The sequence below is a fragment of the Archangium violaceum Cb vi76 genome (genome assembly GCF_000733295.1).
Classification (GTDB): Bacteria; Myxococcota; Myxococcia; order Myxococcales; family Myxococcaceae; genus Archangium; species Archangium violaceum.
The window spans coordinates 20820-45389 of record NZ_JPMI01000038.1 but is presented as its reverse complement, the minus strand read 5'-3'; the positions used below and the strand labels follow the sequence as shown (position 1 = coordinate 45389).

Sequence of the window (24570 nt, the reverse complement as noted above, 5' to 3'; positions counted from 1 at the left end):
GCCTCACGGATGGTACCTCACGTGTGCCTTGCCGAGTTCTTCCAAGGCTCTCAGGCGTTCGATGAGTGGGCCAGAGAGACGTGTGTGTCCATCAGCATGCCTGGCGGAACGGACCCATAGCTCGAGGTGACCGCCGTACTTCTCTACGTAGTTGAGCATGGCCTCGAGGTTGCCGGAGAGGGACAGCTCCTTGCGAGCCTTGGCCTCGACGAAGGGGTAGGGCTGGCCCCATACCAGCTCAGCCGGGTTGCCCTTCACGGAGTCGGGGATGAAGCCCTGGGCGCGGCTGCCCGGCGGCGGCATCATCATCGCCCCGTTGCGCTCGTATCTTCCCGCCAGGAGGATGGCGTCCTCGAAGGTGTTGCCCGCCTGCCGGTTCTTGAGAATGGACTCGTACATGCGCCCCCAGTCCGCGTCCGGCTGGAAGGAGAAGCGGTGGTACTTCTCCGGGTGGCGGAACTGGTAGTCCACCCAGCGCTGCGCCTTGTGCATGGGCGTGCCGGGCAGCAGCGGGCTGCCGTCCGCGAGCGTGCGCACGCCCAGCAGTGGCACCTTCTGGCCCGCCTTCAGCGCCCTGGCTGCCTCTCGCAGTGGCGTCTCCAGTCCGCGCGCCACCCGCTGGAGGAATTGCAGCTCCTCCTCGCTGAAGGAGTGGCCCCGGCCGGCCGCCGCCATCAGGCGCTCAATCTCCTTGGCGTCTGCTGGTGACAGGTGAGAGGCCACGCGCGAGAGCACCCGCACCTCGTCCAGGCTCCGGCCGGTGAGCAGCGCCAGGTGCTCGGCGCCTTCGCTGCCTCCTCGCATCAGCACGGTGCCGGCCACGAAGGGCACGAGCACTCCCAGCGCGCACACCAGGCGCTCGGGGCGGGTAAGCAGGTGTCCGGTGAGGCTCCTGCCCGTGACGGCCGCCTTCGCGTCGGCTACCTCTCCCGCCACGGGAGTCAGGCCCACCAGCAGTTCCAGCACCAGCTCGTCGGGCTTGTACACCTCCGGGTCGAAGGCCGCGTTGTAGTCCAGGTGCACCGGAGCCATGCGGCCCAGTTGCACCGCGCTGGCCAGGGCGGAGCGGTGGGCCAACAGGTAGAGGGCCACCTCGTCGGGAGTGCGCTCGAGGAAGTCCGGGTCCTCGGTATTCGCGTAGGCCCAGGCCAGCGTGGCGCGCCCCAGCGCCCGCAGGGACTGCTCGCGCAGGGGTGACTCGCTCAGCAGGTAGCCCGGAGCCAGCCTGCGCGGTGGCGGCACGTAGGTGGCCAGCAGCTTTCGCCCCCATTCCTCATACTCGGCCAGCTTGCGCTGCACGGCCCGCCAGCGCACCTCGCGCTGCCGTTCCTCCTCCAGCAGCGTCACGTACTTCTCCAGAGGAGAGGGGGCTTTCTTCAGCGCCTCGTCCGGTTGCAGCAGCAGCCACTGTTCCAGCCGCTGGAGCGCCGTGAAGCGCTCGTCGCGCGTCTCTCCCCACGGGCCCGGGTCCCACGGCGCCTGGCGCTGCTGACGCAGGAAGGCTTCATAAGGCGCCTGGGGCAGGGTGGCCGAGAGCACCGGGCCGGTGGACTGCGCCTCCTCCTTCCACATGCCCTCGCCCCGCCTCAGCGTCAGCACCACCTCGCCCCGCTGTCCCCTGACGTACCGGTACAGCGCCCACTCCACCAGGCCGCGGAAGCGCTCGGCCTCCTCGTCCCGTGCCTCGGCGCCACTGCCTTCATGCCCACGCAGGCCGAGCAGCCGGACCCGCTCGCCTTCCACGTGGAGCCCGAGCGCCAGCCACGCTCCCTTGCGCTTGAGCCCGCGCGCCGCCGCCCAGGCCTGGACACGCACCTCCCGTGTTCCCTCCAGTACCTCGGCCCCGGGGCGTGCCCAGTCCCCCGTGCCCGCGCCTGATTGTCTGGACGCGGGTGGCAACAGGCCCGGTGACTCCATGGCGAAGCCCCATTGTCGGCCTGGGTGACTCCGGCACGCCGCCAGTGCCACCCACAGCACGGCCAGGCAGCGCCATCCCAGGACCCTGCCCAGGCCCACGCCAGCGGGGCGTGTCAGTTCCACTCCTCCGCCGGGGCGACGAGCTGCTCGGCCAGCAGCTTCATCGGGGTCGCCCAGTGGTCCTCCCACCGGAAGCTGGCGAACTGCCTCGAGTCGGCGCCGCGCCGGAACGCGGCCCACAGCCGCCGGATGTACACGCCCGCGTCGAAGTCGGGGATGTGTTGGGACACCTGGCTCGCCGAGTTCAGCAGGATGACCAGCGAGGTGCGCAGGTGCAGGTTGCCCAGCGCGAACGCCTGCACCTCCATCTCGCCCATGACATCCGTGCCGTAGCCCGTCACCAGGTGGACGAAGTCATGCGTCTCGCGCAGGCGCTTCGCGATGTACTCGGCGTCGCTCTTCGGCGGGCTGAGCGTCACGATCGGCTGCAGGCCCTTCTCCCGGTAGTAGCTCGCGAACGTGTGCCCGAACGTCCCCTCCGGCAGCTTCTCCAGCGCCGCCAGGTCCAGCTCGTCGCCACTCAACGAGGGCTTGTCGGCGAGCAGCCGGCGGCCCTCGGCGTGGCGGGAGAACTGGCGCACGAGCTCCGCGCACCGGCCGAGCTCGACGCTGTCGTAGAACAGGGCGCCCCAGGCGGGGTTGGTGGGCTCCACCTTCAGCACCTGCAGGGTCCGCAGCCCTATCCGCAGGCGGGTGAGCAGCGAGGGGTTCTCGGGGAGCGTCGGGAGCGGGGGCCACTGGGTCGCGGTCTGGAGTTGCATGGGGGAATGTTGCCTCGAATCGCGCTCGGGGTGCGAGCCCCGACAGGGCCACCGTTTCCGCCTTGTCAGTCCCCTCGAGTCGCCGCAGGCTGGGGAGATGGCTCAGCGGCCCGGGACAGGGCCCGGCAAGGGAGGGCACATGGCGGAGTTCAAGGTCGACGCACGAGGACCCATCGAGATCTGGACCATCGACGGCGAGGGGCGGCGCAACGCCATCAGCCGGGCGATGCTCAAGGAGTTCGAGGAGATGGTGGCGCGCGTGTCCCGCGGGCACGACACGCGGGCGGTGGTCATCACCGGGGCGGGGGACAAGGCGTTCTGCGCGGGCGCGGACCTCAAGGAGCGCGGCACCATGAGCGAGCCCGAGGTGCGGGCCTTCCTCGACGGGCTGCGGCGCACCTTGCGCTCCCTGGAGAAGAGCGACTGCGTGTTCATCGCGGCCATCAACGGGGCGGCGTTCGGCGGAGGCACCGAGCTGGCGCTCTCGTGCGACCTGCGGGTGGCGGCGCCGGCGGCCGAGCTGGGGCTGACCGAGGTGAAGCTGGGCATCATCCCCGGGGGTGGCGGGACGCAGCGGCTGGCGCGGCTGGTGGGGCCGGGACGGGCGAAGGATCTGATCCTCACCGGCCGGCGGCTCAACGCGGCCGAGGCCTTCAGCATCGGCCTGGTGAACCGGCTGGCGCCCGAGGGGCACCTGCTGGACACGGCGTACTCCATGGCGGAGAGCATCGTGGAGAACGCGCCCATCGCCGTGGCCACGGCCAAGCACGCCATCGACGAGGGCCTGTCGCTGGAGCTGGACGAGGCGCTCGCGCTGGAGCTGCGCCATTACGAGAAGGTGCTCGCCACCGAGGACCGGCTCGAGGGGCTCAAGGCCTTCGCCGAGAAGCGCAAGCCCGTCTACAAGGGCCGTTGACGCACCGCCCCGAGAAGCAGCAAAGGCTCCATATCCTGCTTTTCATCGAAATTCCTTTTCACTCCGGGTAGAACGGGGGGGTGCTTTCCGTCGCGGAAGCGGAGTGAAAAGGAGAAGGGCATGTCCGTTCGTTCCCAGGTGTCGAGCGCCGTGGTCGCCGTGGTCACGCTGGTGGGCGGTAGCGCCGCCGCCAGCAGCGTCAACCAGAACACCGCGTGGACCATCCATCGCCCCAACGCGGCCGCGACCTACCGGGTCGTGGCCTATGGGGACTCGATCTTCGCGGGCTACAACGGCGCCCCCTTCAGCGTGGCCAGGCGTGCCGCTCCCTACGTGGATGGCGAGTACCTGTCCACGAAGTGGAACGCCAACATCGAGATCATCCGCCGCACCAAGTCCGGCGCCCGGGCCGACGACATCTACACCAACAAGATCGTCGCCGAGCGCTCGTACATGCAGGCGAGCAACACCCGCGTGGTGATGTTCGAGATGTGTGGCAACGACTACCTGCAGGCCCGCTCCGCCTTCATGCAGCAGACGGGCACGTGTAACTACTTCGAGCTGGACTCGGCCCTCTTCAACTGCACCCTCCAGATGGAGCGCTCCATGAAGGCCATCAACACCTACGCCACCACGGCCAAGGTGAAGATCATCGCCAACATCTACTACCCGGGCTTCGACGCGGACAACGTGCTCACCCAATGCACGGATTCCTCCACGGGCACCCGGGTGAACAAGCGCGCCCGCTTCCTGCCGTACCTGCTCAGGAGCAACTGGCGGGCCTGCAACCTGGCGCAGCAGTACGGCTTCAAGTGCGCCGACTCCTTCGCCGAGTACATGGGGGCCGACTACGACTCCAACGGTGACGGGCAGATCGACCGCGACGCCATCCGCTACCGCTCGGGCGAGTCCGAGGACGGCTACGTCAACCGCCTCACCGCCCTGGTCTCCACCCTCCGCGACGCCAACGTGCACCTCGCCAACTCCAGCACCAGCTACGACTACATCCAGTCGGACAACACCCACCCGACCTACTACGGCTCCAGCACCATCGGCATCAACACCTCCGGCAATGGCTCGGGCTCGGGCGCTTCGGACTTCAGCGACAGCCAGTTCCTCAACGGGCAGAACCCGGTGTGGAACAAGTCTGGCCACGAGCGCATGGGGTGGAGCATCTCCACCTTCGATCCCTCCACGCCCTGAGCCTCCTCTTCAGGAGCGCTATCGCCTGTTTCCGAATTTTCCGGTATAGGTGGTATTCCCAGGAGGGGTCTCCCCATGCCGCGAAAGACAATCCACGTTCCCGTTGCCGCCCTGCTGTCCGGGCTGATGCTGTCCGCCTGTGGCGGCGTTCCCGAGGAGGGAGTGGCTCCGGCCGGCGCGGAGGCGGTGGGCACCCGGGAGTCGGCGATGTGCTCCCTCATGAGCGTGACCAACCTGACCGTGGAGGGCCTGGACTCCTACGATCATGTGGCCGCCGGGGCGGGGGCCTGGCAGGTCTCGCCCAACACCAACTCCGTCTACATGGAGTTCTGGTACGACAACGAGACCACTCCCAACACGCAGCGGATCACCGGCACCTGGGATCCGGCCACCGGAAAGACCAACGGCCGGTGGTCCTATAGCCGGGGCAACGTCAGCTGCGGCTCGCACACGGTCGTCATCAAGGCCTTCCCGCGGAACATCAGCAGCAACGGGAACGAGGAGATCTGCTCCACGCCCTGGACGATCACCCGCAGCGTCTATCAGGACTGTGGCACGCCCCAGCTCAACTGGATGTACTGCTCGCGCTACCCGACTCCGCCCACGTCCCCCACCGTCCGGTGTGACACGTCTGCCAGCGGAGGCGCCGGCGGTTACACCTACTGGTGGAGGACGAACGGCGGCAGCTGGGTTCAGGGCCAGAGCCACGGGAGCAATTTCTTCAACTGCCCGACCAGCGGGTACTACACCGTGGCCACGCAGTATCAGGTCAAGGCGGTGGACAGCGCGGGCCGGGAGACGGCCATCCTGACCAGCCCCACCTTCTACTGCGGCCAGTAGGCCCCAGCTCCAGAGCTCCCCCATCCCTCGAGGACATTTCCCATGCTTCGCGATCCCATCCGTTCCTCGCTGTATGTCCTGCTGCCCGGGTTGATGCTGGCGGCCTGCGGGCCCGTGCCCGATTCCTCGGAGCCGATGGAGCCGGAGGCGCTCGGCGTGGCCGAGTCGGCCATGTGCTCCAACGCGGCCGTCACCAGCCTGACCCTGTCGGGCGTCAGCACCTACGCGGGGGAGATGGCGGGGGCGGGAACGTACGCGGTGTCCTACCCGGCCAACGCGGCGTTCGTGGCGTTCTACATCGACGGTGTCGAGGCCGCGAGCGGGAGGGCGAGCGGTGGCGCCACCGGAACCTGGTCCTTCAGCAAGTCGTCTGTCGCCTGCGGCACGCGCACCTTCACGGTGACGGCCTGGCCCATGGTCGTCGCCAGTGATGGCTCCTGGAGCAAGTGCACGGCCAATCCCAGCATGACGATCACCCGGAGCGTCTCCGAGCCCTGTCCGGGCAAGTGCGAGATCAACGGCAGGACCTATTCCAACGGGTACGTCAACCCCGCGAGCGGGTGCCAGATCTGCGATGTCACCCAGAGCCAGACGTCCTGGTCGTTCTACGGCGCCGGGTATGCCAACAAGACCGGGTACTGCAAGCCGCTCGTCAATGGCGGGGCCGTCTGCGCGGGTGGCTCGGCGAAGACGGGTCAGGCCTGCACGGTCAACACCGACTGCTACCTGCGCTGCAGCGATCTGCTCTGAGCGCGGCATCATCGGAATTTCACTCCCTGTTGAATTTCATTAAATTGGAATATTCTGGAGCCGAAGCGAAACCCGCTTTCGGAGGAACTCCAGATGAAATGGGATGTGGCCCGTTCTGTTGCCAGTCTTTGGTTGGGTGGTTTGTTGATGTTGGGGGGCTGTGGTGGCGGCCTCGAGGAGTCCGGGCCGCCCCCGGCCGGGGAGCCCCTGGGGGCTCATGAAGCGGCGCTCTGCTCCGGATTGAGCGTCAGCTCGCTGTCTCTGTCGGGGGTCAGCACCTGGCAGGGAGAGATGGCGGGCGGTGGCAGGTGGGCGGTGGCCGGCGGCGCCAATGCGATCCGGCTGGAGTACCGGGTGGACGGCGCGCTGCGCAGCTCCGACGAGCGCAGGCCGGACGTGGATCCCCCGCCGGATGCCAACCCCAACGATGGCTCCTGGTACTTCAGTGCCACGGGCATCACCTGCGGCGTGCGCACCTTCGAGGTGAAGGCATGGCCCATGGTCATCGACAGCGCGGGCAACCGGACCGTCTGCTGGGACAGCCCGCGGGCCGTCGTCCGGACCGTCACCGAGAACTGCGGTGCCACCGCCGTCACGGCGAGCACCTACCACACGGTGGCGCTGGCGCAGGATGGCAAGGTCTGGGGCTGGGGGGCCGGTCTCTTCGGTGCGATCGGGGATGGGACGACCACGGATCGCATCGCGCCGGTGCAGGTGACGGGCATCAGCGGCGTCAAGCAGATCGCCGTGGGCTCCTACCACACGGTGGCGCTGAAGACAGACGGCACGGTGTGGACCTGGGGCTACAACTCCAGTGGCCAGCTCGGCAACGGCACGACCAACAACCAGTACACGCCGGCGCGGGTGATGGCGCTCAGCAACGTCATCGCCATTGGCGCGGGAGGCAGCTTCTCGTTGGCGGTGAAGAGCGACGGCACCGTCTGGTCCTGGGGTGACAACTGGTGTGGTCCGCTCGGGGATGGGACGGAGACGCGGCGCTTGTCGCCCGTGCAGGTGGTGGGCCTCAGCGGCGTGAAGGCCGTGGCCGGCGGCACCAACCACTCGTTGGCGCTGAAGACGGACGGCACCGTCTGGGCCTGGGGCCGCAACAGCATGGGCTCGCTCGGGGATGGGACGGCGAGCGTCCGATTGACGCCGGTGCGCGCGCAGGGCCTCAGCGGTGTCTCGTCCATCGCCGCGACCTACTGGCGGTCCATGGCCGTCAAGAGTGATGGCACCCTCTGGATGTGGGGCGACAACCGCCTCGGCGCGATCGGCGATGGAACGACCACGGACCGCTTCACGCCGGTGCAGGTGACGTCGCTCAGTGGCGTGAGGGCCGTGGCCGGTGGCTTTGGCCACACGGTGGCGGTGAAGACGGACGGCACCGTGTGGACCTGGGGCAGCAACAACGATGGCCAGCTCGGCAACGGGACGACCACCGCGCGGCTGCTCCCGGGCCAGGTGACGGGCCTCTCCGGCTTCCTCTCCCCGGGCAGCGGCCAGACCCACACGCTGGGGGTGAAGCAGGATGGAGCCCTCTGGGCCTGGGGCTTCAACAACTCGGGCAACCTGGGCGACGGGACCACCACCTCGCGGCTGACGCCGGTCCGCACCGTGGGCTTCGGCCCGTAGCCCGCGAATGAAAAAGGCTCCCGCCTTGGACGGGAGCCTCCGGGGTCCGCCCCCTGGAGACAGGGGGCGGAGAGGGCGGGGTGGTTCAGTACTGGCCCTTCAGCGTGGTGCTGTAGGCGCTGTAGCCGCGCAGCTGCACGTACCAGTCGACCGTCACCGAGGAGGCGCCGAGACTGAAGGTGCAGGTCTCGTTGTTTCCGGCGCGCAGCGGACGGCAGTTGTAGACGTGCGTCTCCGGAATGGCGCCGGCACGCACGTAGAGGTCCGCGTCACCCGAGCCACCGGAGATGTTGATGGTCAGCGTCCTCGCGGTCGAGCTCGGCGGGACGGCGAGCACGAAGTTCTTGATGCTTCCCGCGGCGCCGGAGACGGACTGCGCGACACCCTTGGTGAGCCGGGTGGCATCGGGCCGCTTGTGCAGGAGCCGGTTGGGCGAGCTGGGACCGGGGTTGCCGACGAGGCCGGGGAGGCTGTCGGTGATCAACTGCTGCTTGACGTTGGCGGGAGCAACGCCCTTGGACAGGAGGATCGCCGCCATGCCGGACACGTGCGGCGCGGCGAACGAGGTGCCGCTACCGAAGCCGTCGAGCCCATCCTTGGTCGCCGAGCGGATGTCCACGCCCGGGGCGAAGAGGTCCACGCAGGCGCCGTAGTTGGAATAGATCGCGGGGGCCACGTAGCTGTTGTCGGGGTGCATCCGCACGTCGTTCCTGTCCGTCGCGCCCACCACGATGATCTTCTTGGCGGGGGTGTTGTTGGGCGAGACGCCGCAGGCGTCGAGCCCCTCGGTTCCGCCTCCCGGCTGCGTCACCATCGCGTTGCCCGCCGCCGACACGAGGACGATTCCCGGCTTGTCCGCCAGGGTGGCGGCCGCGGTGGTGAGCGCGTTGCTCACGTTCGCGTTGACGCTCATGTTGACCACGGCCGGCGTCTGGGCATTGGCCACGAGCCAGTTCAGGCCCGCGTTGATGCTGTCGGTCGTCATGACGCCGGAGTTGTTCATCACCTTCACGGAGTGCAGCTTGACCTGCTTGGCTACGCCGTAGGTCGCGCCTCCGATGATGCCGGCGACGAAGGTGCCATGGCCCACGCCAGGCGCACCGTCCGCGTTGCCGTCACCGAAGTAGCTGAAGACCGTGTCCACGCGGCTGGACCAGCCATCGGGGCTGAACTCGCCGTGGTACTCCGTGACGCCCGTGTCCACGAGATAGACGTGGACGTCGGTCGCATCATCGTAGGCGTAGGCGTTGTCGAGCGAGCGGGACGACTGATCGATGCGATCCAGGTTCCACGGCGGGCTCGACTGGATGCCGCCGGAGACCATGGCGAGGGCGTTCTCCTCCACGGACTCGACCCGGGGGTGCTCGGCCAGCGCCTGCGCCTGGGCCTCGGTGGCGCGCATGAGGAAGCCGCGGAAGGCGTGCTCGTACGTGCGGACGATCTCCACCCCATGCAGCCGGGCGAACTCGGTCCCGTCCCTGTCCACGGAATGCAGCGCGCGGCCGGGCCTGTCCTTCAGGAGGACGATGTACTCGCCCATCACGGCCCGGCCCGTCTTCGCCCGGAAGAACTTGCCCTGGATCGCTGGCGCGAGAGCCTCCGACTCCTGGGGCCGCGCCTCCTGGGGCTGGGCCGCCATCGCGCTGCCCGCCGCCAGGGCCATGCCAGCCGTCACCAACAGTCCCTTCAAGTATCGCATCGTCTTTCCTCTTTCTGGATTCAAACGGGTTGCAAGGTGGGGGCTTCTCTCCTCAAGGCGTGCCGGTCCGCCGCGCCTGGAGGCTCAATTCCTGCTCCTTCGCCACGATCCGCTGGGTGCGCGTGGCGATGTACTCCATGAGCTTCTCGAGCCGCGTTCCCCGGGCGGCGCCCACCAGGGCCCTGGCGCGCTCGGGCTCCTGTTTGTAGAGGAGCTCGAACAGCTCGAACTTCGTCGCCGCCAGCGAGCGCTTCACCTCTGGAGCCATCCCCGACTCGAAGGAGTCCTCGAGGAGGAGGCCCTCCAGCGTGGAGAGCAGGTGCGGCCGCTCGGGGTTCTCCTTCCACGCGAGCGCCTCGCGCAGGTAGTCGATCCGCATCAGGCGCTTGACGTTGGACTCCATCGAGTCCTTGTCGTCCCCCGGGTGGCTCAGCGCGCTTCGCGTCTGCTCATACATGCTCCGGTCGGCCAGCAGCGCCTGGTAGTCCTTGCGGCCGTTGGAGTCGAGCAGGACGTGCTCGCGGAAGTAGTCGAACTGCGCGAGCCGGGGCTCCGTCTTGAAGATCTTCTGCTTCACCACGTCGGTGGTGGTGGTGAACTCCCCATGCGCGCCCTCCTCACCGGGAAGCTCCTCGGGGGCGGCCAGCAGCTCGGGAGGTTTCGGCGGGGGAGCGGAGGGCCGCGCCTGTTCCGCGGGGGCGGGCATGGGCCGCGAGGGCGCCGCCGGTGCCGGGGCGGTGGCCTCGCGCACGGGCGCCTCTGGCGCGTCTTCCCGGGCGAGCAGCATCGCGGCCAGCACGAGCACCCCGAGGCCCGCGAGCACGAGCATGTTCTTGGATGACTTCATCGGACTTCCAACCTCACGAGAGCGGATGCCAGAGTGGAGTCCCGGGGGACGCCGGCCCGCTCGGGGCCGGCATCACCGGACGGGTTGCCACGAGACGGATGGCTACGGGATGACCTCGGCCGGAACTCCCCGGTAGAGGATGATCCGGTTGATGTAGGCCACCTCGTCGTTCTGGTAGCGCACGGAGCCCACCAGGTAGCCCTCCGCCACCAGCACGTTGGACACCAGGTCCGTCGTCACCGGGGCGATGTTGTAGACCCGGCCGTAGTGGGTGGTCTTCTGGATGTCCACGATGGGATCCAGCGTGCCGTCCACCTTCACCAGGTCATCGCCCACCTTGAGGGTCTGCGCCTGCACCATCCGGCCCTCGCCGTTGATGATGGGGTGCTCGTGGGTGACGCGCAGCTGGCCACCGGACCGCGTGCTGATCACGAAGATGTTGTGCTCCGCGTCGCGGATCTCCTTCGTGTAGCTGTAGGTGCGGTTCTGCTGCAGCTCGAGGTTGTCGAGCGTGGCGTTGGGGGAGAGGGTGATCAGATCCTCCTTCAGCCCCTCGAGCGCGTCGACGATGGGCATGTACCCGTCGGAGAAGAGGACCTTCTGCTCCGGGGTGTAGCAGGCGGACTCGCAGTAGCCGTTCACATGGAAGGGCGTGGTGGCCGGCTGCGCGCCGTTCTTGTCGAGGTAGAGCCGGCAGTCCGCCAGCGTGGGGTGGGGGAAGAGCTGGATGTTGTCGGTGGCCTCGATATCCGTCGAGGTGCTGAAGGTGGGGTAGAGCGCCCGGCCCTTCTTGCGCCACGAATCGCGCCACCAGAAGTAGTACCCGCGGGCGTCCTGCGACTGATAGGTGGGGCCGGAGAGGTACACGGCGAACATGGCGCTGTAGTTCACCTTGAAGCCATAACCCGGGCCGGTGAACGCGCCTTCTCCGTCCGGATTGCGGACAACATCCGACTCCAGGTAGTCCTTCAGCGTCCCACCGGTCGCGGCGCTCAGGGTCGTGTCGTACCAGGCGGCCGGGTCACCCACGTTCTGGATGGTTCCGCACTTGCGCGCCCACTCCACGCGCGCTTCCGCCTTCGCGTTCGTGTCCAGATTGTCGGTGGTGCAGCGGGTCGAGATGATGACCTGTGCCTGCGCCTGCGCCGGCAGCAGTACCGCCGCCGCCGCCGAGATGACCATGCCACCCAAGATTTTTCGAATCATTCGGACTCCTCACCGGTGGCCTTGCCCCTTTGCCGGGCAGCCCCCTGCTTGCCATGCCCGCTTCATGCGCGGCACACGATTCTCCCGAGCGCTCCCCGGTGGACTCGACTTCTCGAACCCGCGGAGCAGACACCTTGCCCAGTAGTCGCTGATGCAGGATTATGCACGATTTCCCGGATGATGTCTTGCGTCCCCGGTAAAAAAAAACGGCCCCGCGGGAGCGGAGCCGTTTGTCGTTGCGGGCCAGCCGGCGGACGGTGGCCCGGAGCGACTGGAATCAGCAGATGCCGAGGTTGAGCGAACCGTAGATGTTGAGCAGGCTGAAGTTCTTCGTGAAGCCCGGCCAGGAGGCGATGGTGACCTTCCAGGTCTTCTTGAAGAAGAGGATCTTCACCTTGACGAAGCCCTGGAGGGTACCGGCCAGGTAGTTCAGCTGGAGGTCGGACTTGAGCTTCCAGTTGAGCGTGCAGAGCGGCCAGAAGAGCTCGCCGGTGGTGGGCAGGTTGACGTTGACCAGGCGCAGGTCGCAGGACACGCCGAAGCTGGCGATCACGATGTTGATGCCGGCCGAGGCGCTGACGTTGGCGAAGCCACCCGCGTTCACGGTCAGGCGGGCCACCGTCGGGGTCACCTCACCCGTGACGGACAGGCGGACACCACCGGAGAGGGAGGCCTTCACCGTCACCGGCACGGGGCCGATCATGAACGTCTTGGAGACGCTGAAGAAGGTGCGGCTCCAGTTGATGGGCGTGGGGGCGAACGTGTAGGTGAGGTTGGCGGACCAGATCTGCTGGCCCATGGCATACAGCGCGGCGGTGCCGGTGTTGCTGCCGCCCTGCTGGCCGCTGATGTAGGCGCGGCCGCGGACGATCTCCTTCTCCAGGTTGAAGGCCTTGCCATACACATAGCCCTCACCGAGCGCCTCGACCTTCTTGGGCGCGCTGGAGGTGGCCGTGGTGGCCTTGACGTAGGCGTTGACGTAGTAGCCGCCGCCGAAGATGTTGTTACCGAACTTCTCGTCGCGGTTGTAGCTCTTCTCGAAGACCTGCGCCGTCTGGGTGGTCGGCTGGGTCTGGGTGGGGATCGGCACGAACTGCGTGTTGGCCTCGGGGATGACCTTCTGCAGGTAATCCACGTCGCGCAGGCCGTCCGAGAAGTCGAAGTAGACGGGCGCGTTCAGGATGCGCGACTCGTCATTGACGACCGTGTCCTGCTCGGGCGCCGTATAGGACCGGGCCGCGCTGAACGGGACGATGCTGGTGTCCCAGGACACCGTGTCGTTCATCACGTAGCTGGAGGGATACGTGGCGGCCGGATACTTCTGCTCCATCACGTAGGTGCTGCCAGTCGGGTCCTGATAGTCCTGGGCAGCGGCCAGCGTCGGTACCACCACCGCCATCAGCGCGGCGGCGCGAAAAACAGTCTTGAACATGGAAGGTCTCCAATTCCCGTCAGCGGGGAATGAGACTATTACCCGGAGTGCGGGTGGATGAGAAGCCCACCAATTCACTTTTTCCGAGGAATGCGGATTCACCTATGGCTTGATATGTCCTTCGAGGCGATATGTTTTGTTCACCCTTTAAAATTACAGCGGGGCAACAAAAAACCGCCGGCACGAGGCCGGCGGTTCGGGAGAAGCAGGGGAAGGGGAGGGGCGTCTAGGGCGTGGCGGGGGTGGCCTGCGGGTTGACGGGGGTGGTGGGCGTGTTGACGAACATGAGCGCCGCCTGGCGGAGCTCCGGGTTGGGATCGTTCTGGGCGGCCCAGGCGAGCATGGTCATGACCTGGGGGAACACGGCGCGCTGCGCACCCAGGAGGCGGATGATGTCGATGCGGACGCCATCCGCGGCATCCTTTTGCAGGGCCTGCCCCAGCGCGGGGAGCAGGGGCGGGAGGGGACGGAAGCCACACGAGAAGACGGCGGCGCGGCGGACCTCGGGGGCGGGATCCGCGATCAGGTACTGGGAGATGAGCTGATCGGCATCGGGGGTGAGCACGTTGCGCAGCGCCTCCATGGCGGCCGTGCGAAGCTGGGGGTTGGGCGAGCCGAGCGCCTGCTGGAGGGTGGCCATCATGTTGGGGGAGCGGGTGTTGCCCAGGGCCCGGAGGGCCAGGGCCTGGGCTTCCGGGGTGGAGGCGGACTGGTAGCTGTTGCTCAGCTCGTAGACGAGCGCCTCCGCGTCACGCTGCTGCTGCTGGTTGTCCCCCATCTGGAAGGCGGCGTTGCCCAGTCCCAGGGTGGCGGTGTCGCGCAGCATGGGATCCGGATCCCGGGCGAGGTCGCGCAGCGCGTCAACGCCCTGGCGGTTGGGCTCGCCAGCCATGCCCAGGGCGGCCACGGAGTCCATGCGGATGTCGTGGGGGATGGAGCCATCACCGCTGACGGACACCAGGGACTGGATGGCCTCCTGGGTGCTGGCGGCGGAGAGCGCGCCGAGCATGGGGCTGGCCGCGAGCGGATCCATCCCGCCGCGGATGATCTCCGGGACCTTCAGGGCCTCGCCGGGCTGGAGCATGAAGAGCGCGCGCAACTGCTCCAGCGCCCGGGTCCTCGCGTCGTCCCGCTCCTCCGGATCCGTCGGGAGCGAGCGCAGATCCTTCACCAGCGCGTCGAAGTTCTTGCCACCCAGCACCTGCCGGTACTGATCCATCGGATCCTGCTGCACGCCGGCGAAGCTGGACATGGGCGCGGAGCTCAGCTCCGCCTGGCGCGATTTGAAGGAGTTGAAGAGGGAAGGATCGTACATGCGCTGCTTCAGGCGCAGGCTCATGGAGTTCTCGTAGAGGGCGGCGATCGCCTGCTCACCCGAGTCCACGTCCAGCAGCTCCGAGGCGTCCACGGAGCGGGCCCACAGATCCTTCTCCAGCTCGAAGGTGGTGCCGGAGCGCAGCTTGATGGTGACCTCCGTCCCCAGGGGCTCGAGGCCCTGGGGCGTGATGAGGTGGGTATAGTCCTTCTTGTTCTTCTCGAAGCGCTCGGGGTCGAGGCGCGTGTACTCGGCCTTGAAGCGGCCGGTGGTGTCGAGCTCCTCGGTCTTCCAGGTGTCCTGGGGGACGCCGGCCACCACGAACTGGGAGCTCGCCACGAGGGAGCGGTGGATGCCGCGCACCAGCGAGTCCACGCTCTTCTCGAAGTGGGTGAGCACCACCATGCCCGCCTTGTCCATGGAGATGAAGAAGGGGAGCTCGAGGGCCGTGTGCATCGCGTTGCGGGCCTCGGGCGCCACCGCGTTGCCCTCGACGAGGACGGAGAGGGTGGAGAGCTTGAGCTGCACCCGGGCGTCGACGCGCTCGGGCGTGGCGGAGACGACGCCCACGTTCCACTCCCCCTGGAGGGTGAACTTCATCTCCGGCATCGTCTGCGCGTTGGCCTGCTTCTTCCGGAAGGAGATCCGCTGATCGGCGCCCAGGGTATAGCGGTAGAGCGTTCCGGGGACCCAGGCGCGGGTGCCGTCCGCCGTCTTCTGGGCGGGCTGGCTCGGCGTGGGAGCGGCGGCCTGCTGCTGGGGCGCGGCCGGGGGCTGGGCGGGACGTGCCGCCTCCTCCGCCTGGACGGGCTGCGCGGGCCTCAGGGCCCACCAGGCGCCGAGCCCGCCCAGCAGGAAAAGCGGAATCAACAGCAGGATGATACGTGACTGCTTCCCAGACATGGACGCTCCTGAGCGCTTCGGCACCTGTAGCTCCGTGGCACCTGTACGACGATTTTCCCCGTTTACCACGGTTTCACCGGTAGTGGGGAAGACGGACGGGGGCGGATTCTATTGCACGGGCGGGTGCGCGAGGTAGGCGCCGAGGCGCGAAAGGCCGCCAGCCGGGGGGGCGCGGGGTTGAAGGCCCCTCGTCCCCCCCGGGGCCGGAGTCACGGCCGGGTGTAGGTGATGTCCAGGGCGTAGGTGGAGCTGTTGACGCCCTTCACCATGACGTAGGCCTTGGTCTCGTTGGGGGGGACGAGCACGTTGCACGTCTCCGAGGCGCCAGAGAGGGCGGGGCGGCAGTAGAAGCTGTTGGTGGTGGGGGCGGTGCCGAAGCCCACGTACAGGTCCGGGTTGCCCGAGCCCGTCATCACCACCTTGAAGTAGGAGTTGGTGACCACGTCATAGGGGCCGTGGTTGGCGCTCTGCCCCGAGGACAGCGAGCCGTTGACCGCCGCCGTGGCCGGACCTCCGGTGGCGCTGGGTTTGGTGTAGGTGATGTTGAGCGAATAGGTGGCGGTGCTGGTGCTCCTCACCATGATGTACGCCTTGGTCTGACCCTCGGGGACGAGCACGTCGCACGTCTCGTTGGCACCGGAGAGCGCCGGGCGGCAGTAGAAGCTGTTGGTGGTGGGGGTGGTGCCGAAGTTCACGAAGAGGTTCGGGTTGCCCGTACCGGTCATCACCACCTTGAAGTAGGTGCCGGCGATCACGTCATAGGGCCCGTGGTAGGCGTTCGGAGCCGACGAGGACAGGCTGCCACTGGTCGTCTCGAGGGTCGGGCCACCGGTGGAGGGCTTGAGGTAGTCGATGTCCAGGGCGTAGCTGGCGGTGGTGAGCCCCTTCACCATGATGTGGGCCTTGGTCTGGTTGGCGGGGACGAGCACGTTGCACGTCTCGGAGGCGGTGGAGGTACCAGGGCGGCAGTAGAAACCGGTGTCCGTGGGCGCCGAGCCGAAGCTCACGTACAGGTCCGGGTTGCCCGAGCCCGTCATCACCACCTTGAAGTAGGAGTTGGGGACCACGTCGTAGGGACCGTGGTGGGCGTCCTGCCCCAGATCCAACGCGCCGCTGACCGTCTCGGTCGTCGGGGTGCCGGGACCGGGGCCGGGGGGCTCCTGGGTGCCGGGCTGACCATAGAGGGCGGCGGCCCCCTGGGCGTCCAGGGTGGTGAGCGTGAAGGACCAGTTCCCGGTACCATTGCAGCTCGGGAAGTGCATCACCGAACCCGAGTCATATTGGGTGAGCGCGCGCCAGGGGGCGGCCTCGGCGCAACCCGGGAGGGTGGACGCGTTGGCCTCGGGGCGGAGGTGCTCGTGGCCGAAGCCGAGCACGTGCCCCAGTTCGTGGCGCAGCAGGCCCGTCAGGGACAGCGGGGGGGCGAGGGGCCCGAAGGCGAGCGGGTCGATGAGGATGTTGCGCGCGCCGCGGGGTGCGTCCGGGAAGAAGGAGCGCACGTAGTACAAGCCACCGCTGCTCACCAGCCGCACGTCGAAGACGACGTTGGTGTTGCTGGCGGTACAGGAGGTGTCCTGGCCGCTCTCGTGGACGAAGTTGACGTCGGCCACGGCCTCCCAGGCGGAGGCCGCGTCCGAGAGGGCCTGCACCACGAGGCCGTATTCGATGCTGTTGAAGCCGGAGGTGCTCACGCAGTAGGTGAGGTTGCGCTTCTGCGTGTCGTTCCACTTCACGTCCACGCCCCCCGAGGTGTGCACCATGAGCTGCCCGCTCTTCACGTACCGCTCGAAGTACTCGCGCAGCCGCGCCTCGTCGTGAAGGGCGACGTCTCCATCGACGATGAAGACTCCCTCGGGATCGACGTGGGCCTGGGCGCGGAACTCCTCCCAGGTGATGCCCTGGCCCACCGGCCCGGGATCGAGCTGCTCCTCGGGACCGCTACATCCCGTGGCGGCCAGTGCGGTGAGCCCTGCGAGTGCGGCAGCGAGGCGGAGATTTCTCATTCGAGGTCGTCCTTTTTCGGCGTTTGGGTGAAAGCCAGACGCATTCTACTGACACTGCGGAAATACAGATTAAAACGGGAAAAAGCAAGTTTCCGATAAATGCAAGGTTCTCTCGCTTGAATCTTTCAGGCGCAGGCAGTGGGATGCGCCGCCCCCCTCCCGAAAGGAGTTGTCTCGTATGTTCCGACATCCATTGCCCCTGTTGTCCGCGTTCGCATTGCTTCAAGCCTGTACCCCGGTGGAGGAGTCACCGGCGCCCGAGCCGGCCGCCGCCATCGAGCAGAAGGCGGCGGTGCCGGGCTTCGCCGAGCTGCACCACCACATGTTCGCCGAGGAGGCCTTCGGTGGCGGCTGGTTCCACGGCGGCCACACCGGCACGCTGGTGAACTGTGACGGAGGCGAGCCCGAGAGTGACCACGCCCGGGTGCGCATGGACCTGAGCAACATGCTCAAGCTGTGCCCCAACCATGGGAACGTGGACCTCAGCAACGTGCCGTTGCTGAAGGAGCTGTTCAGCATTGGGGGCGCGGTGGCCTCGGAGGCCATCGGCATGGTGGAGGGGACGGATGGAGACACCGGGCTGCACCTGGGCCGCAAGCAGGTGAACACGCAGTGGCCGCGCTGGGACACCATCGCCCACCAGCAGTCGTGGGAGGGGTGGCTGCGGCAGGCGCACCAGGGAGGGATGTCCCTGGTGACGGTGTCGCTGGTGAGCAACGGCTTCCTGTGCAACGCGCTGCCCTACCAGAACCTCAAACGTCCCTGCGACGAGATGGCGGACGTCGAGGTGCAGCTGCAGATGGCGCGTGACTTCGACGCGCGCACGGACTGGGCGGAGATCGCCCTGTCACCCGCGCACGCGCGGCAGATCATCGGGGCCGGCAAGCTGGCCATCGTGCTCTCCATCGAGGTGAGCAAGCTGTTCGGCACGAAGGACTGGCGCTCGGAGCTCAACCGCTTCTACTCGCTGGGCGTGCGCTCGCTGCAGCCGGTGCACCAGCTGGACAACCGCTTCGGCGGCGCGGCGATGCACAACGCCATCTTCCATGTCGCGCAGTTCATGGAGAACTGCCACATCGACTACGACTGCGGCGTCACGGGCAACGGCTTCACGCTGGGCTTCGACGTGGCCCGGGACGCGGCGGGCAACTGCCGCAACACCAAGGGACTCACCGCGGAGGGCAAGGCGCTGGTGCAGGAGATGATGGCCAAGGGCATGCTCATCGACATGGCCCACATGTCCGAGCGCTCGGTGCAGGACGCCTTCGCCCTGGCGAAGACCAACAGCTACTACCCGCTCTACATCTCGCACGGCCACTTCCGCGAGGTGGTGGCCCCGAAGGTGGCCGCCGAGGAGAAGACGACGCCGGCGTGGGTGGTGGGCTACCTGCGGCAGACGGGCGGCATCTTCGGCCTGCGCACGGCGCCCGACGAGATGCGGACGTACACGCGGACGAGCGTCGCCAACACCTGCCATGGCTCGTCGCGCTCCTTCGCGCAGGCCTACGAGTTCGGCCGCCAGGGGCTGAAGGTGCCCATGGCGTTCGGCGCGGATTTCAACGGCTTCATCCAGCAGACGAGGCCGCGCTTCGGTCCCCATGGGGCGTGCTCGGCCGGCTTCCAGGCCGAGGCGGACGCACAGGCCAGGCAGCAGCGCACCTCCGGGCCCGCGCGCCTGGGCACGGACTTCGACGAGTACGGCCTGGCGCACGTGGGCCTGCTGCCGGATCTGCTGCGCGATCTCAAGAACCTGGGCACCAACACCACGGGCCTCGAGGGCTCCTCGGAGTCCTTCCTGCGCACGTGGGAGCGCGGCCTGGCTCCGCGCACGGGCATGGCCAACGCGGCCACGGACATCGACACCAGTGGCGTGGCGGCCTACGTGGAGAAGTCCACCCGCGAGGCGCAGTACCCCATGGTGTGTGGCGAGCGCTATGCCCCCAACGCCCGCGTGGTGGGCCAGGCGTGCGAGGTCAACGCGCAGTGCGCCAGCGGCACGTGCTCCGAGAATGACTGCGACTTCGCCGGCACCTGCCTCTGCAACTGGGACTCGGATTGCGCGTCCAACCAGTACTGCGACTGGGGTTGGACCATGCAGTGCCTGAAGAAGAAGCCGGCCGGCACCTCGTGCTTCACCGGCACCGAGTGCCTCTCCGGCTGGTGCGGCTGGAACTCCACCTGCACCTGAGCGGGGGTTCCGCCTCGAGGTGAGGGGATACCCCGCCATCTTCGACAGCGCCACGCCCGCGCCCGGCCGGTGCACCACGGGTTCCTTGTCGAGGACCAGCGCCTTCTCCCAGGGATGCCCCACCGCCACCCTGACGTGCTCGCAGTCCGGCTCGACCATCAACTGCTCCGGAAGCGGCAGCGGTGGCGGTGAAGGATGCGAGCGGCATGGAGTCGCCCGTTCGCTCGTACACCCGGCTGTGCGTGCCCTGAGGAGGCCGCGCGGAGGGCGCCCCGGAGGAACCGGCGGCGCCCTGGTCCGCGTGGGACGTCACGCCACCGGCCAGCACTTGAAGACCGGGCTGGAGCTGACGGTCGAGGGCATCCCCGTGCTGTCGATCACCCGGAAGTGGTACTGGTTCAGATCGTAGTACGTGGTCGAGGTGGTGTTGACGCATTGGAAGTCCGCGGTCCACGGGCGCTGGAACCAGTCGTAGAGGTACTGCTCCTGGTAGATCTCGGAGTCCCAGTACTCCTGCCAGTAGGGCGTGTAGGAGCCGGAACCGCCGCTGGCCGTCCCCGTGCAGCGGATGGTCGCGTTGGAGATGCGCTTGCAGGACACGGACGTGGTGGGCTTGCAGGCCCCGTCCTGGATGACGGTGCGGGTGACGGTCATGGGCGTCGAGCAGATCTCCTCCGCGCCGTTGCTGCTGATGTGCCGGGCGTAGGCCTTGATCGTCACCGTGTGCCCGCCGCAACTCACGCCCCCGATGCTGTAGGACCAGGTTCCGCTGGTGGTTCCCGTGGAGGGATCATACGTGCCGGGAAGCCGCTGCATGGTGGGGGTGGGATTGTTGTCGAGGTAGTACTCCAGGTACACCGAGTTGGCGTTGGGAGAGACCGTCCAGGTTCCAGCCCCGGCGAGGACTCCCTCGTACGAGTCCATGCCGCTCACCGCCAGGTGGGTGACGCTCATGGTGGAGCACATGGCGGACTCCCGGGTGCCCACACTCTCTTCCCCGGCGGGAGTCGGCCCGGCTTCATCGGGGATGCCTCCACAACCGGTGAGCAGTACGCCGGACAGCAGGGCACGCAGGAGGTAGCGGGTCGGGGGCGACGTCATGCCTGGATTCCTCGTAGCAAGGTGGGTAAATCCAGTTTAACGACTTATTCTGGAATATTCCATCCCGCCTGTGATGATTCGGGATCGTGAATGTCTGTACGCTTTTCCACGCCCGATCATGACCGCTCCCTCCCTGGGGATGCGCAGGTGCTGCGTCTGGTATTGGAGAAGCGGAGATCGAGTTCGGGCTCCTCCCGGGGGAGGGGAGCGGGCGCGTCTACTTCGTCCGGGACAACGGCGCGGGCTTCGACATGGAGTACCAGCGCCACGCGGGCCGCATTTGGGGCGAGGGCCGGGTCGGGGAGGGTGCTACCTTCTCTTTCACCCTCCACGAGGACACCACCTCATGAATGATCCGAACCAGCGCGTCATCCTGCTCGTCGAGGACAATGAGGATGACGAGCTGATCACCCTCCGGGCCTTCCGCAAGAGCAACATCCACAACCCCGTGGTGGTCGTTCGCGATGGTGCGGAGGCGCTCGACTACCTCTTCATCCAGGGCAAGCACGCGGACCGGGATCCGGCCATCAAGCCCCAGATCGTCCTGTTGGATCTGCACCTGCCGCGCATCGACGGCCTGGAGGTGCTGCGGCGCGTCCGCTCCGACTCGCGCACGCGGACCCTGCCCGTGGTCATCCTCACCTCGTCCAAGGAGGAGCGGGATCTGGTGGAGGGCTACCAGCTCGGCGTCAACAGCTTCGTCCACAAGCCGGTGGACGTCACCGACTTCTTCGAGTCCGTGCGGCAGCTGGGCATGTACTGGCTCGTGCTCAATGAGCTTCCCCCCCAGAGACGGTAGGTCACATCTGGGTGGCCAGGACCCGTGCCGGGACGGCCTGAGCCGCCATCCGCTGGGGCGGACAAGAATCCGCGCAACTGGCGGACGCCTCCTTCCGATAATGATTTCAAGCGTTCCCCCACGGGGGGACGGAGGCATAGAGCCACTTCAAGAAAGCGGTGTCCGCCATGAACCAGACTGCCGAAGTCATCCATCTCGACGAGTTCCGCAAGCGCCGCGACGCCCAGCGGCCCGCGATGGCGCGCATGCCTGGTTCCATGCCTGCCTGGTCGCCGGTCTGGGTCTGGGTGATGGTGTACCCGCACCCGGCGGCGCGGTAACCTCGCTCGCCGTGAGCCTCACACACATCCAGTCCTTCGTCGCGGTGGCCGAGGAAGGCCACGTGGGCCGCGCCGCGCGCCGGCTCCACCTGTCCCAGCCTCCGCTCAGCCGGCACATCCTCGCGCTCGAGGACGAGCTGGGAACCCCGCTCTTCGAGCGGACTTCTCGCGGCATGCGGCTGCTGCCCGCCGGCGAGGCCTTCCTGCTCCACGCGCGCCGCATCCTCGCCGAGGTGGATGCGGCGGTGCACACCGTGCGGAAGGTCGGCACGGGCCCCACGGAGCAGTGAGGCTCCGTTCCATCCCGAAAATGTCCGACCCGTGGAGCGGGAGGTGGCGTAGAAGGCCGCATGCCCTCGACGCATGAACGGGTCCTCTCGGTACAGGCGCTGCGCAAACAGTACGGCGCCACCGTCGCGGTCGACGGCATCTCGTTCGACGTGGGCCGCAATGAGATCGTCGGGCTGCTCGGCCCCAACGGCGCCGGGAAGACCACCACCATCAACATGATCCTCGGCGTCCTCGAGCCCACCGCCGGGTCCATCCTCATCGAGGGCGTGGACCTCGCGAAGCGCCGCTCCCAGGCGCTCGAGCGCACCAACTTCGCCGCCGTCTACTCGCCCCTGCCCGGCAACCTCACCGTGCAGCAGAACCTGCGCGTCTCCGGTCTCATCTACGGCGTGAAGGGGCTCTCGGCCCGCATCGAGGAGCTGCTCGTCCAGTTCGATCTCGTCCGGTTCCGCGATACCAAGTGCGGCGTGCTCTCCTCGGGAGAGCAGACGCGGGTGGCCCTCGCCAAGGCCATGCTCAACCGTCCCCAGCTCCTGCTGCTCGACGAGCCCACCGCCTCGTTGGATCCCGCCACGGCGAAGGACATCCGCGCGCGCATCCGCGAGTTCGCCACCCGGGGAACGGGAGGCGTGCTCTGGACCTCGCACAACATGTACGAGGTCGAGGAGGTCTGCGACCGCGTCCTCTTCGTGTCGCGTGGGAAGGTCCTGCTCGAGGGAGACCCCCGGGCCCTGCCGCGCGAGCACGGCAAGGCGAGCCTGGAGGAGCTGTTCATCACCGTGGCGCGGGAACCGCTCGCGCTGGAGCGAGCCTGAACCCCATGGCCCTCAACCGCGCCGCCGCCATCGTCCTGCGCCAGTTCTACCTCATCCGCGGGAGCCCCTCGCGCATCTTCCCGCTCTTCGTGTGGGTGGCCATCGACATGGTGCTGTGGGGCTTCATGTCCCGCTACCTCAACAGCGTCACCGCGCCCGGGCTCGACTTCGTCCCCGCGCTCCTGGGCGCGGTGCTCCTCTGGGACTTCCTCACCCGCGTCATGCAGGGCGTCACCATGGCGTTCTTCGAGGACGTGTGGTCACGCAACTTCCTCAACGTCTTCGCCACGCCGCTCTCCATCAACGAGTACGTGGGCGGCCTCGTGCTCTCGAGCATCGCGACGAGCTCCATCGGGCTCCTGGTGATGCTGCTGGTGGCGGGGGCGGCGTTCGGCCTGTCCCTGTTCACCTACGGCCTCATGCTCGTGCCGTTCCTGCTGGTGCTCTTCCTCTTTGGCATCGCCCTGGGCATCTTCGGGGCCGCCGTGGTGCTCCGGCTCGGGCCGTCCGCGGAGTGGTTCGTCTGGCCCATTCCCGCCGTGGTCTCGCCCTTCGCGGGCGTCTTCTATCCGCTCTCCACGCTCCCCGAGTGGATGCGTGCCATCTCCCACCTGCTGCCACCTTCCTACGTCTTCGAGGGCATGCGGACGATCGTCGCGGGTGGCGCCTTCTCGGGCACCTCGCTGCTCTGGGGCGTGGGGCTCGCCGTGCTCGACATCCTGCTGGCGGGCTGGTTCTTCACCCGCGTCTACCGCCACGCCGTGCGCACCGGCCTCATCGCCCGCTACAGCGCCGAGAGTGTGAGCTAGCGCCGTCCTCCTCCGAAAACCTGTCCGCTAACAGACGGCCCGCGAGACACCGCGGAACGAATCCTTCAGGACGGTAGTATTTTCTCATGTGACGGCTCCGCCTCGGTGCGAGGCGCCGGCTGGGGGTTCGCGGCCGGCGGCAGTCTGTTGATCCTGATCAGGAGGACGGCCACATGGGGGATGTGACCATCGCGGGAAGGAAGCTCGAGCATTTCCATATCGCCGCGTTCTTCCGCTCGCGCGAGGAAGAATACGAGGTGCTCCGCTCCTATATCCGCGAGGGGATCGACGCGGGAGAGAAGGCGATCCACATCTGCGATCCCCACCTGAAACATGATCACCTCCAGCACCTGGAGCAGATGGGCGTCCCCACCGATGACTGCATGAGGACGGGGCAGCTCGAGGTGATGGGGTGGAACGATGCCTATCTCAAGGAGGGCCGGTTCGACGGAGACTCGATGATGGCGCTCCTCGAGGAGGCGGTGATGACGAGCCGGGCCGAGGGCTTCTCCCGTGTGCGCATGATGGGCCACATGGAATGGGCCCTCGAGGAGCAGCCCGGGGTGGAGCGCTTCATCGATTACGAATTCCGCGTCAACCACCTGCTCAACCAGCTGCGGCAGCCCGCCATCTGCGTCTACGATCTCAACCGCTTCAGCGGCTCGGCCGTCATGGACGTCCTCCGGGCCCATCCCTACGCCCTCGTCGATGGCGTGGTCCACGAGAATCCGTACTACGTCCAGTCGCGCTCCTGAGCGAG

The 24570-nt window shown here is 67.5% G+C and carries 21 protein-coding genes; 12 read left to right on the top strand and 9 right to left on the bottom strand.

Annotated features, from left to right (window positions below):
- Nucleotides 1-3 precede the first annotated feature (3 nt).
- Complete coding sequence (locus Q664_RS06850; RefSeq protein ID WP_152621949.1) at nt 4-2040, bottom strand: hypothetical protein; 2037 nt, start codon at nt 2038-2040, stop codon at nt 4-6.
- Entirely contained in the window at nt 2031-2738 is a 708-nt protein-coding gene (locus Q664_RS51685) for a Coq4 family protein (protein ID WP_052517765.1), read from the bottom strand. The genes Q664_RS06850 and Q664_RS51685 overlap by 10 nt, the downstream gene beginning before the upstream one ends.
- Nucleotides 2739-2877: 139 nt before the next feature.
- On the opposite strand from Q664_RS51685, the gene Q664_RS06840 reads away from it, so the two are divergent.
- From Q664_RS06840 to Q664_RS06820, 5 genes are all read left to right on the top strand, one after another.
- On the top strand, nt 2878-3654 hold the full coding sequence (locus Q664_RS06840; RefSeq protein ID WP_043391150.1) for an enoyl-CoA hydratase-related protein: 777 nt from the start codon (nt 2878-2880) through the stop codon (nt 3652-3654).
- A 120-nt stretch (nt 3655-3774) separates the two neighbouring features.
- Nucleotides 3775-4857 (top strand): hypothetical protein, encoded by a 1083-nt coding sequence (locus Q664_RS06835; RefSeq protein WP_043391147.1) that lies wholly within the window; start codon nt 3775-3777, stop codon nt 4855-4857.
- Between the two features lie 75 nt (nt 4858-4932).
- The gene (locus Q664_RS06830) at nt 4933-5697 is read left to right on the top strand and encodes a hypothetical protein (RefSeq protein WP_052517764.1); all 765 of its coding nucleotides are present in this window, start codon (nt 4933-4935) and stop codon (nt 5695-5697) included.
- 42 nt (nt 5698-5739) lie between these two features.
- The gene (locus Q664_RS51680) at nt 5740-6447 is read left to right on the top strand and encodes a hypothetical protein (protein WP_052517763.1); all 708 of its coding nucleotides are present in this window, start codon (nt 5740-5742) and stop codon (nt 6445-6447) included.
- 147 nt (nt 6448-6594) lie between these two features.
- On the top strand, nt 6595-8082 hold the full coding sequence (locus tag Q664_RS06820; RefSeq protein WP_160174354.1) for an RCC1 domain-containing protein: 1488 nt from the start codon (nt 6595-6597) through the stop codon (nt 8080-8082).
- Nucleotides 8083-8167: 85 nt separating this feature from the next.
- Here the strand turns inward: Q664_RS06820 and Q664_RS06815 are convergent, their stop codons facing one another.
- From Q664_RS06815 to Q664_RS06790, 6 genes are all read right to left on the bottom strand, one after another.
- Nucleotides 8168-9781, bottom strand: coding sequence for a S8 family peptidase (locus Q664_RS06815; RefSeq protein WP_043391145.1), 1614 nt, complete (start codon nt 9779-9781; stop codon nt 8168-8170).
- A 52-nt stretch (nt 9782-9833) separates the two neighbouring features.
- Complete coding sequence (locus Q664_RS06810; RefSeq protein ID WP_043391141.1) at nt 9834-10628, bottom strand: hypothetical protein; 795 nt, start codon at nt 10626-10628, stop codon at nt 9834-9836.
- A 102-nt stretch (nt 10629-10730) separates the two neighbouring features.
- Nucleotides 10731-11834: a Hint domain-containing protein gene (locus Q664_RS06805; protein ID WP_052517761.1), complete on the bottom strand. Its 1104-nt coding sequence runs from the start codon at nt 11832-11834 to the stop codon at nt 10731-10733.
- A 277-nt stretch (nt 11835-12111) separates the two neighbouring features.
- Entirely contained in the window at nt 12112-13266 is a 1155-nt protein-coding gene (locus Q664_RS06800; protein ID WP_043391136.1) for a hypothetical protein, read from the bottom strand.
- A 226-nt stretch (nt 13267-13492) separates the two neighbouring features.
- Complete coding sequence (locus Q664_RS06795; RefSeq protein ID WP_043391133.1) at nt 13493-15484, bottom strand: HEAT repeat domain-containing protein; 1992 nt, start codon at nt 15482-15484, stop codon at nt 13493-13495.
- Between the two features lie 209 nt (nt 15485-15693).
- A complete protein-coding gene (locus Q664_RS06790; protein WP_200883673.1) occupies nt 15694-17487 on the bottom strand; it encodes a zinc metalloprotease in 1794 nt (597 codons plus the stop codon).
- Nucleotides 17488-17665: 178 nt separating this feature from the next.
- Between Q664_RS06790 and Q664_RS06785 the strand changes: the two genes are divergently transcribed.
- Nucleotides 17666-19675: a membrane dipeptidase gene (locus Q664_RS06785; protein WP_043391132.1), complete on the top strand. Its 2010-nt coding sequence runs from the start codon at nt 17666-17668 to the stop codon at nt 19673-19675.
- A gap of 309 nt (nt 19676-19984) precedes the next feature.
- Here the strand turns inward: Q664_RS06785 and Q664_RS06780 are convergent, their stop codons facing one another.
- The gene (locus Q664_RS06780; RefSeq protein ID WP_052517760.1) at nt 19985-20776 is read right to left on the bottom strand and encodes a hypothetical protein; all 792 of its coding nucleotides are present in this window, start codon (nt 20774-20776) and stop codon (nt 19985-19987) included.
- A 346-nt stretch (nt 20777-21122) separates the two neighbouring features.
- Here Q664_RS06780 and Q664_RS06775 point away from each other — a divergent pair, with 346 nt between their 5' ends.
- The 6 genes from Q664_RS06775 (at nt 21123) to Q664_RS06755 (ending at nt 24565) form a co-directional block, all read left to right on the top strand.
- A complete protein-coding gene (locus tag Q664_RS06775; protein ID WP_043391129.1) occupies nt 21123-21575 on the top strand; it encodes a response regulator in 453 nt (150 codons plus the stop codon).
- A gap of 167 nt (nt 21576-21742) precedes the next feature.
- Entirely contained in the window at nt 21743-21895 is a 153-nt protein-coding gene (locus Q664_RS59940) for a hypothetical protein (protein ID WP_198956119.1), read from the top strand.
- Between the two features lie 11 nt (nt 21896-21906).
- Nucleotides 21907-22185, top strand: a complete 279-nt coding sequence (locus Q664_RS06770) for a LysR family transcriptional regulator (protein ID WP_043391125.1) — start codon at nt 21907-21909, stop codon at nt 22183-22185.
- Between the two features lie 60 nt (nt 22186-22245).
- The gene (locus Q664_RS06765; protein ID WP_043391122.1) at nt 22246-23001 is read left to right on the top strand and encodes an ABC transporter ATP-binding protein; all 756 of its coding nucleotides are present in this window, start codon (nt 22246-22248) and stop codon (nt 22999-23001) included.
- 5 nt (nt 23002-23006) lie between these two features.
- Nucleotides 23007-23810, top strand: a complete 804-nt coding sequence (locus Q664_RS06760; RefSeq protein WP_043391120.1) for an ABC transporter permease — start codon at nt 23007-23009, stop codon at nt 23808-23810.
- A gap of 173 nt (nt 23811-23983) precedes the next feature.
- Complete coding sequence (locus Q664_RS06755) at nt 23984-24565, top strand: MEDS domain-containing protein (RefSeq protein WP_043391117.1); 582 nt, start codon at nt 23984-23986, stop codon at nt 24563-24565.
- The last annotated feature ends 5 nt before the right edge of the window (nt 24566-24570 follow it).

Bases quoted from the DNA above. Each gene is read 5' to 3' on its own strand.
- Q664_RS51685 (WP_052517765.1), bottom strand. From the start codon at position 2,738: ATGCAACTCCAGACCGCGACCCAGTGGCCCCCGCTCCCGACGCTCCCC.
- Q664_RS06840 (WP_043391150.1), top strand. From the start codon at position 2,878: ATGGCGGAGTTCAAGGTCGACGCACGAGGACCCATCGAGATCTGGACC.
- Q664_RS06835 (WP_043391147.1), top strand. From the start codon at position 3,775: ATGTCCGTTCGTTCCCAGGTGTCGAGCGCCGTGGTCGCCGTGGTCACG.
- Q664_RS06830 (WP_052517764.1), top strand. From the start codon at position 4,933: ATGCCGCGAAAGACAATCCACGTTCCCGTTGCCGCCCTGCTGTCCGGG.
- Q664_RS51680 (WP_052517763.1), top strand. From the start codon at position 5,740: ATGCTTCGCGATCCCATCCGTTCCTCGCTGTATGTCCTGCTGCCCGGG.
- Q664_RS06820 (WP_160174354.1), top strand. From the start codon at position 6,595: ATGTTGGGGGGCTGTGGTGGCGGCCTCGAGGAGTCCGGGCCGCCCCCG.
- Q664_RS06815 (WP_043391145.1), bottom strand. From the start codon at position 9,781: ATGCGATACTTGAAGGGACTGTTGGTGACGGCTGGCATGGCCCTGGCG.
- Q664_RS06810 (WP_043391141.1), bottom strand. From the start codon at position 10,628: ATGAAGTCATCCAAGAACATGCTCGTGCTCGCGGGCCTCGGGGTGCTC.
- Q664_RS06805 (WP_052517761.1), bottom strand. From the start codon at position 11,834: ATGATTCGAAAAATCTTGGGTGGCATGGTCATCTCGGCGGCGGCGGCG.
- Q664_RS06800 (WP_043391136.1), bottom strand. From the start codon at position 13,266: ATGTTCAAGACTGTTTTTCGCGCCGCCGCGCTGATGGCGGTGGTGGTA.
- Q664_RS06795 (WP_043391133.1), bottom strand. From the start codon at position 15,484: ATGTCTGGGAAGCAGTCACGTATCATCCTGCTGTTGATTCCGCTTTTC.
- Q664_RS06790 (WP_200883673.1), bottom strand. From the start codon at position 17,487: ATGAGAAATCTCCGCCTCGCTGCCGCACTCGCAGGGCTCACCGCACTG.
- Q664_RS06785 (WP_043391132.1), top strand. From the start codon at position 17,666: ATGTTCCGACATCCATTGCCCCTGTTGTCCGCGTTCGCATTGCTTCAA.
- Q664_RS06780 (WP_052517760.1), bottom strand. From the start codon at position 20,776: ATGACGTCGCCCCCGACCCGCTACCTCCTGCGTGCCCTGCTGTCCGGC.
- Q664_RS06775 (WP_043391129.1), top strand. From the start codon at position 21,123: ATGAATGATCCGAACCAGCGCGTCATCCTGCTCGTCGAGGACAATGAG.
- Q664_RS59940 (WP_198956119.1), top strand. From the start codon at position 21,743: ATGAACCAGACTGCCGAAGTCATCCATCTCGACGAGTTCCGCAAGCGC.
- Q664_RS06765 (WP_043391122.1), top strand. From the start codon at position 22,246: ATGCCCTCGACGCATGAACGGGTCCTCTCGGTACAGGCGCTGCGCAAA.
- Q664_RS06760 (WP_043391120.1), top strand. From the start codon at position 23,007: ATGGCCCTCAACCGCGCCGCCGCCATCGTCCTGCGCCAGTTCTACCTC.
- Q664_RS06755 (WP_043391117.1), top strand. From the start codon at position 23,984: ATGGGGGATGTGACCATCGCGGGAAGGAAGCTCGAGCATTTCCATATC.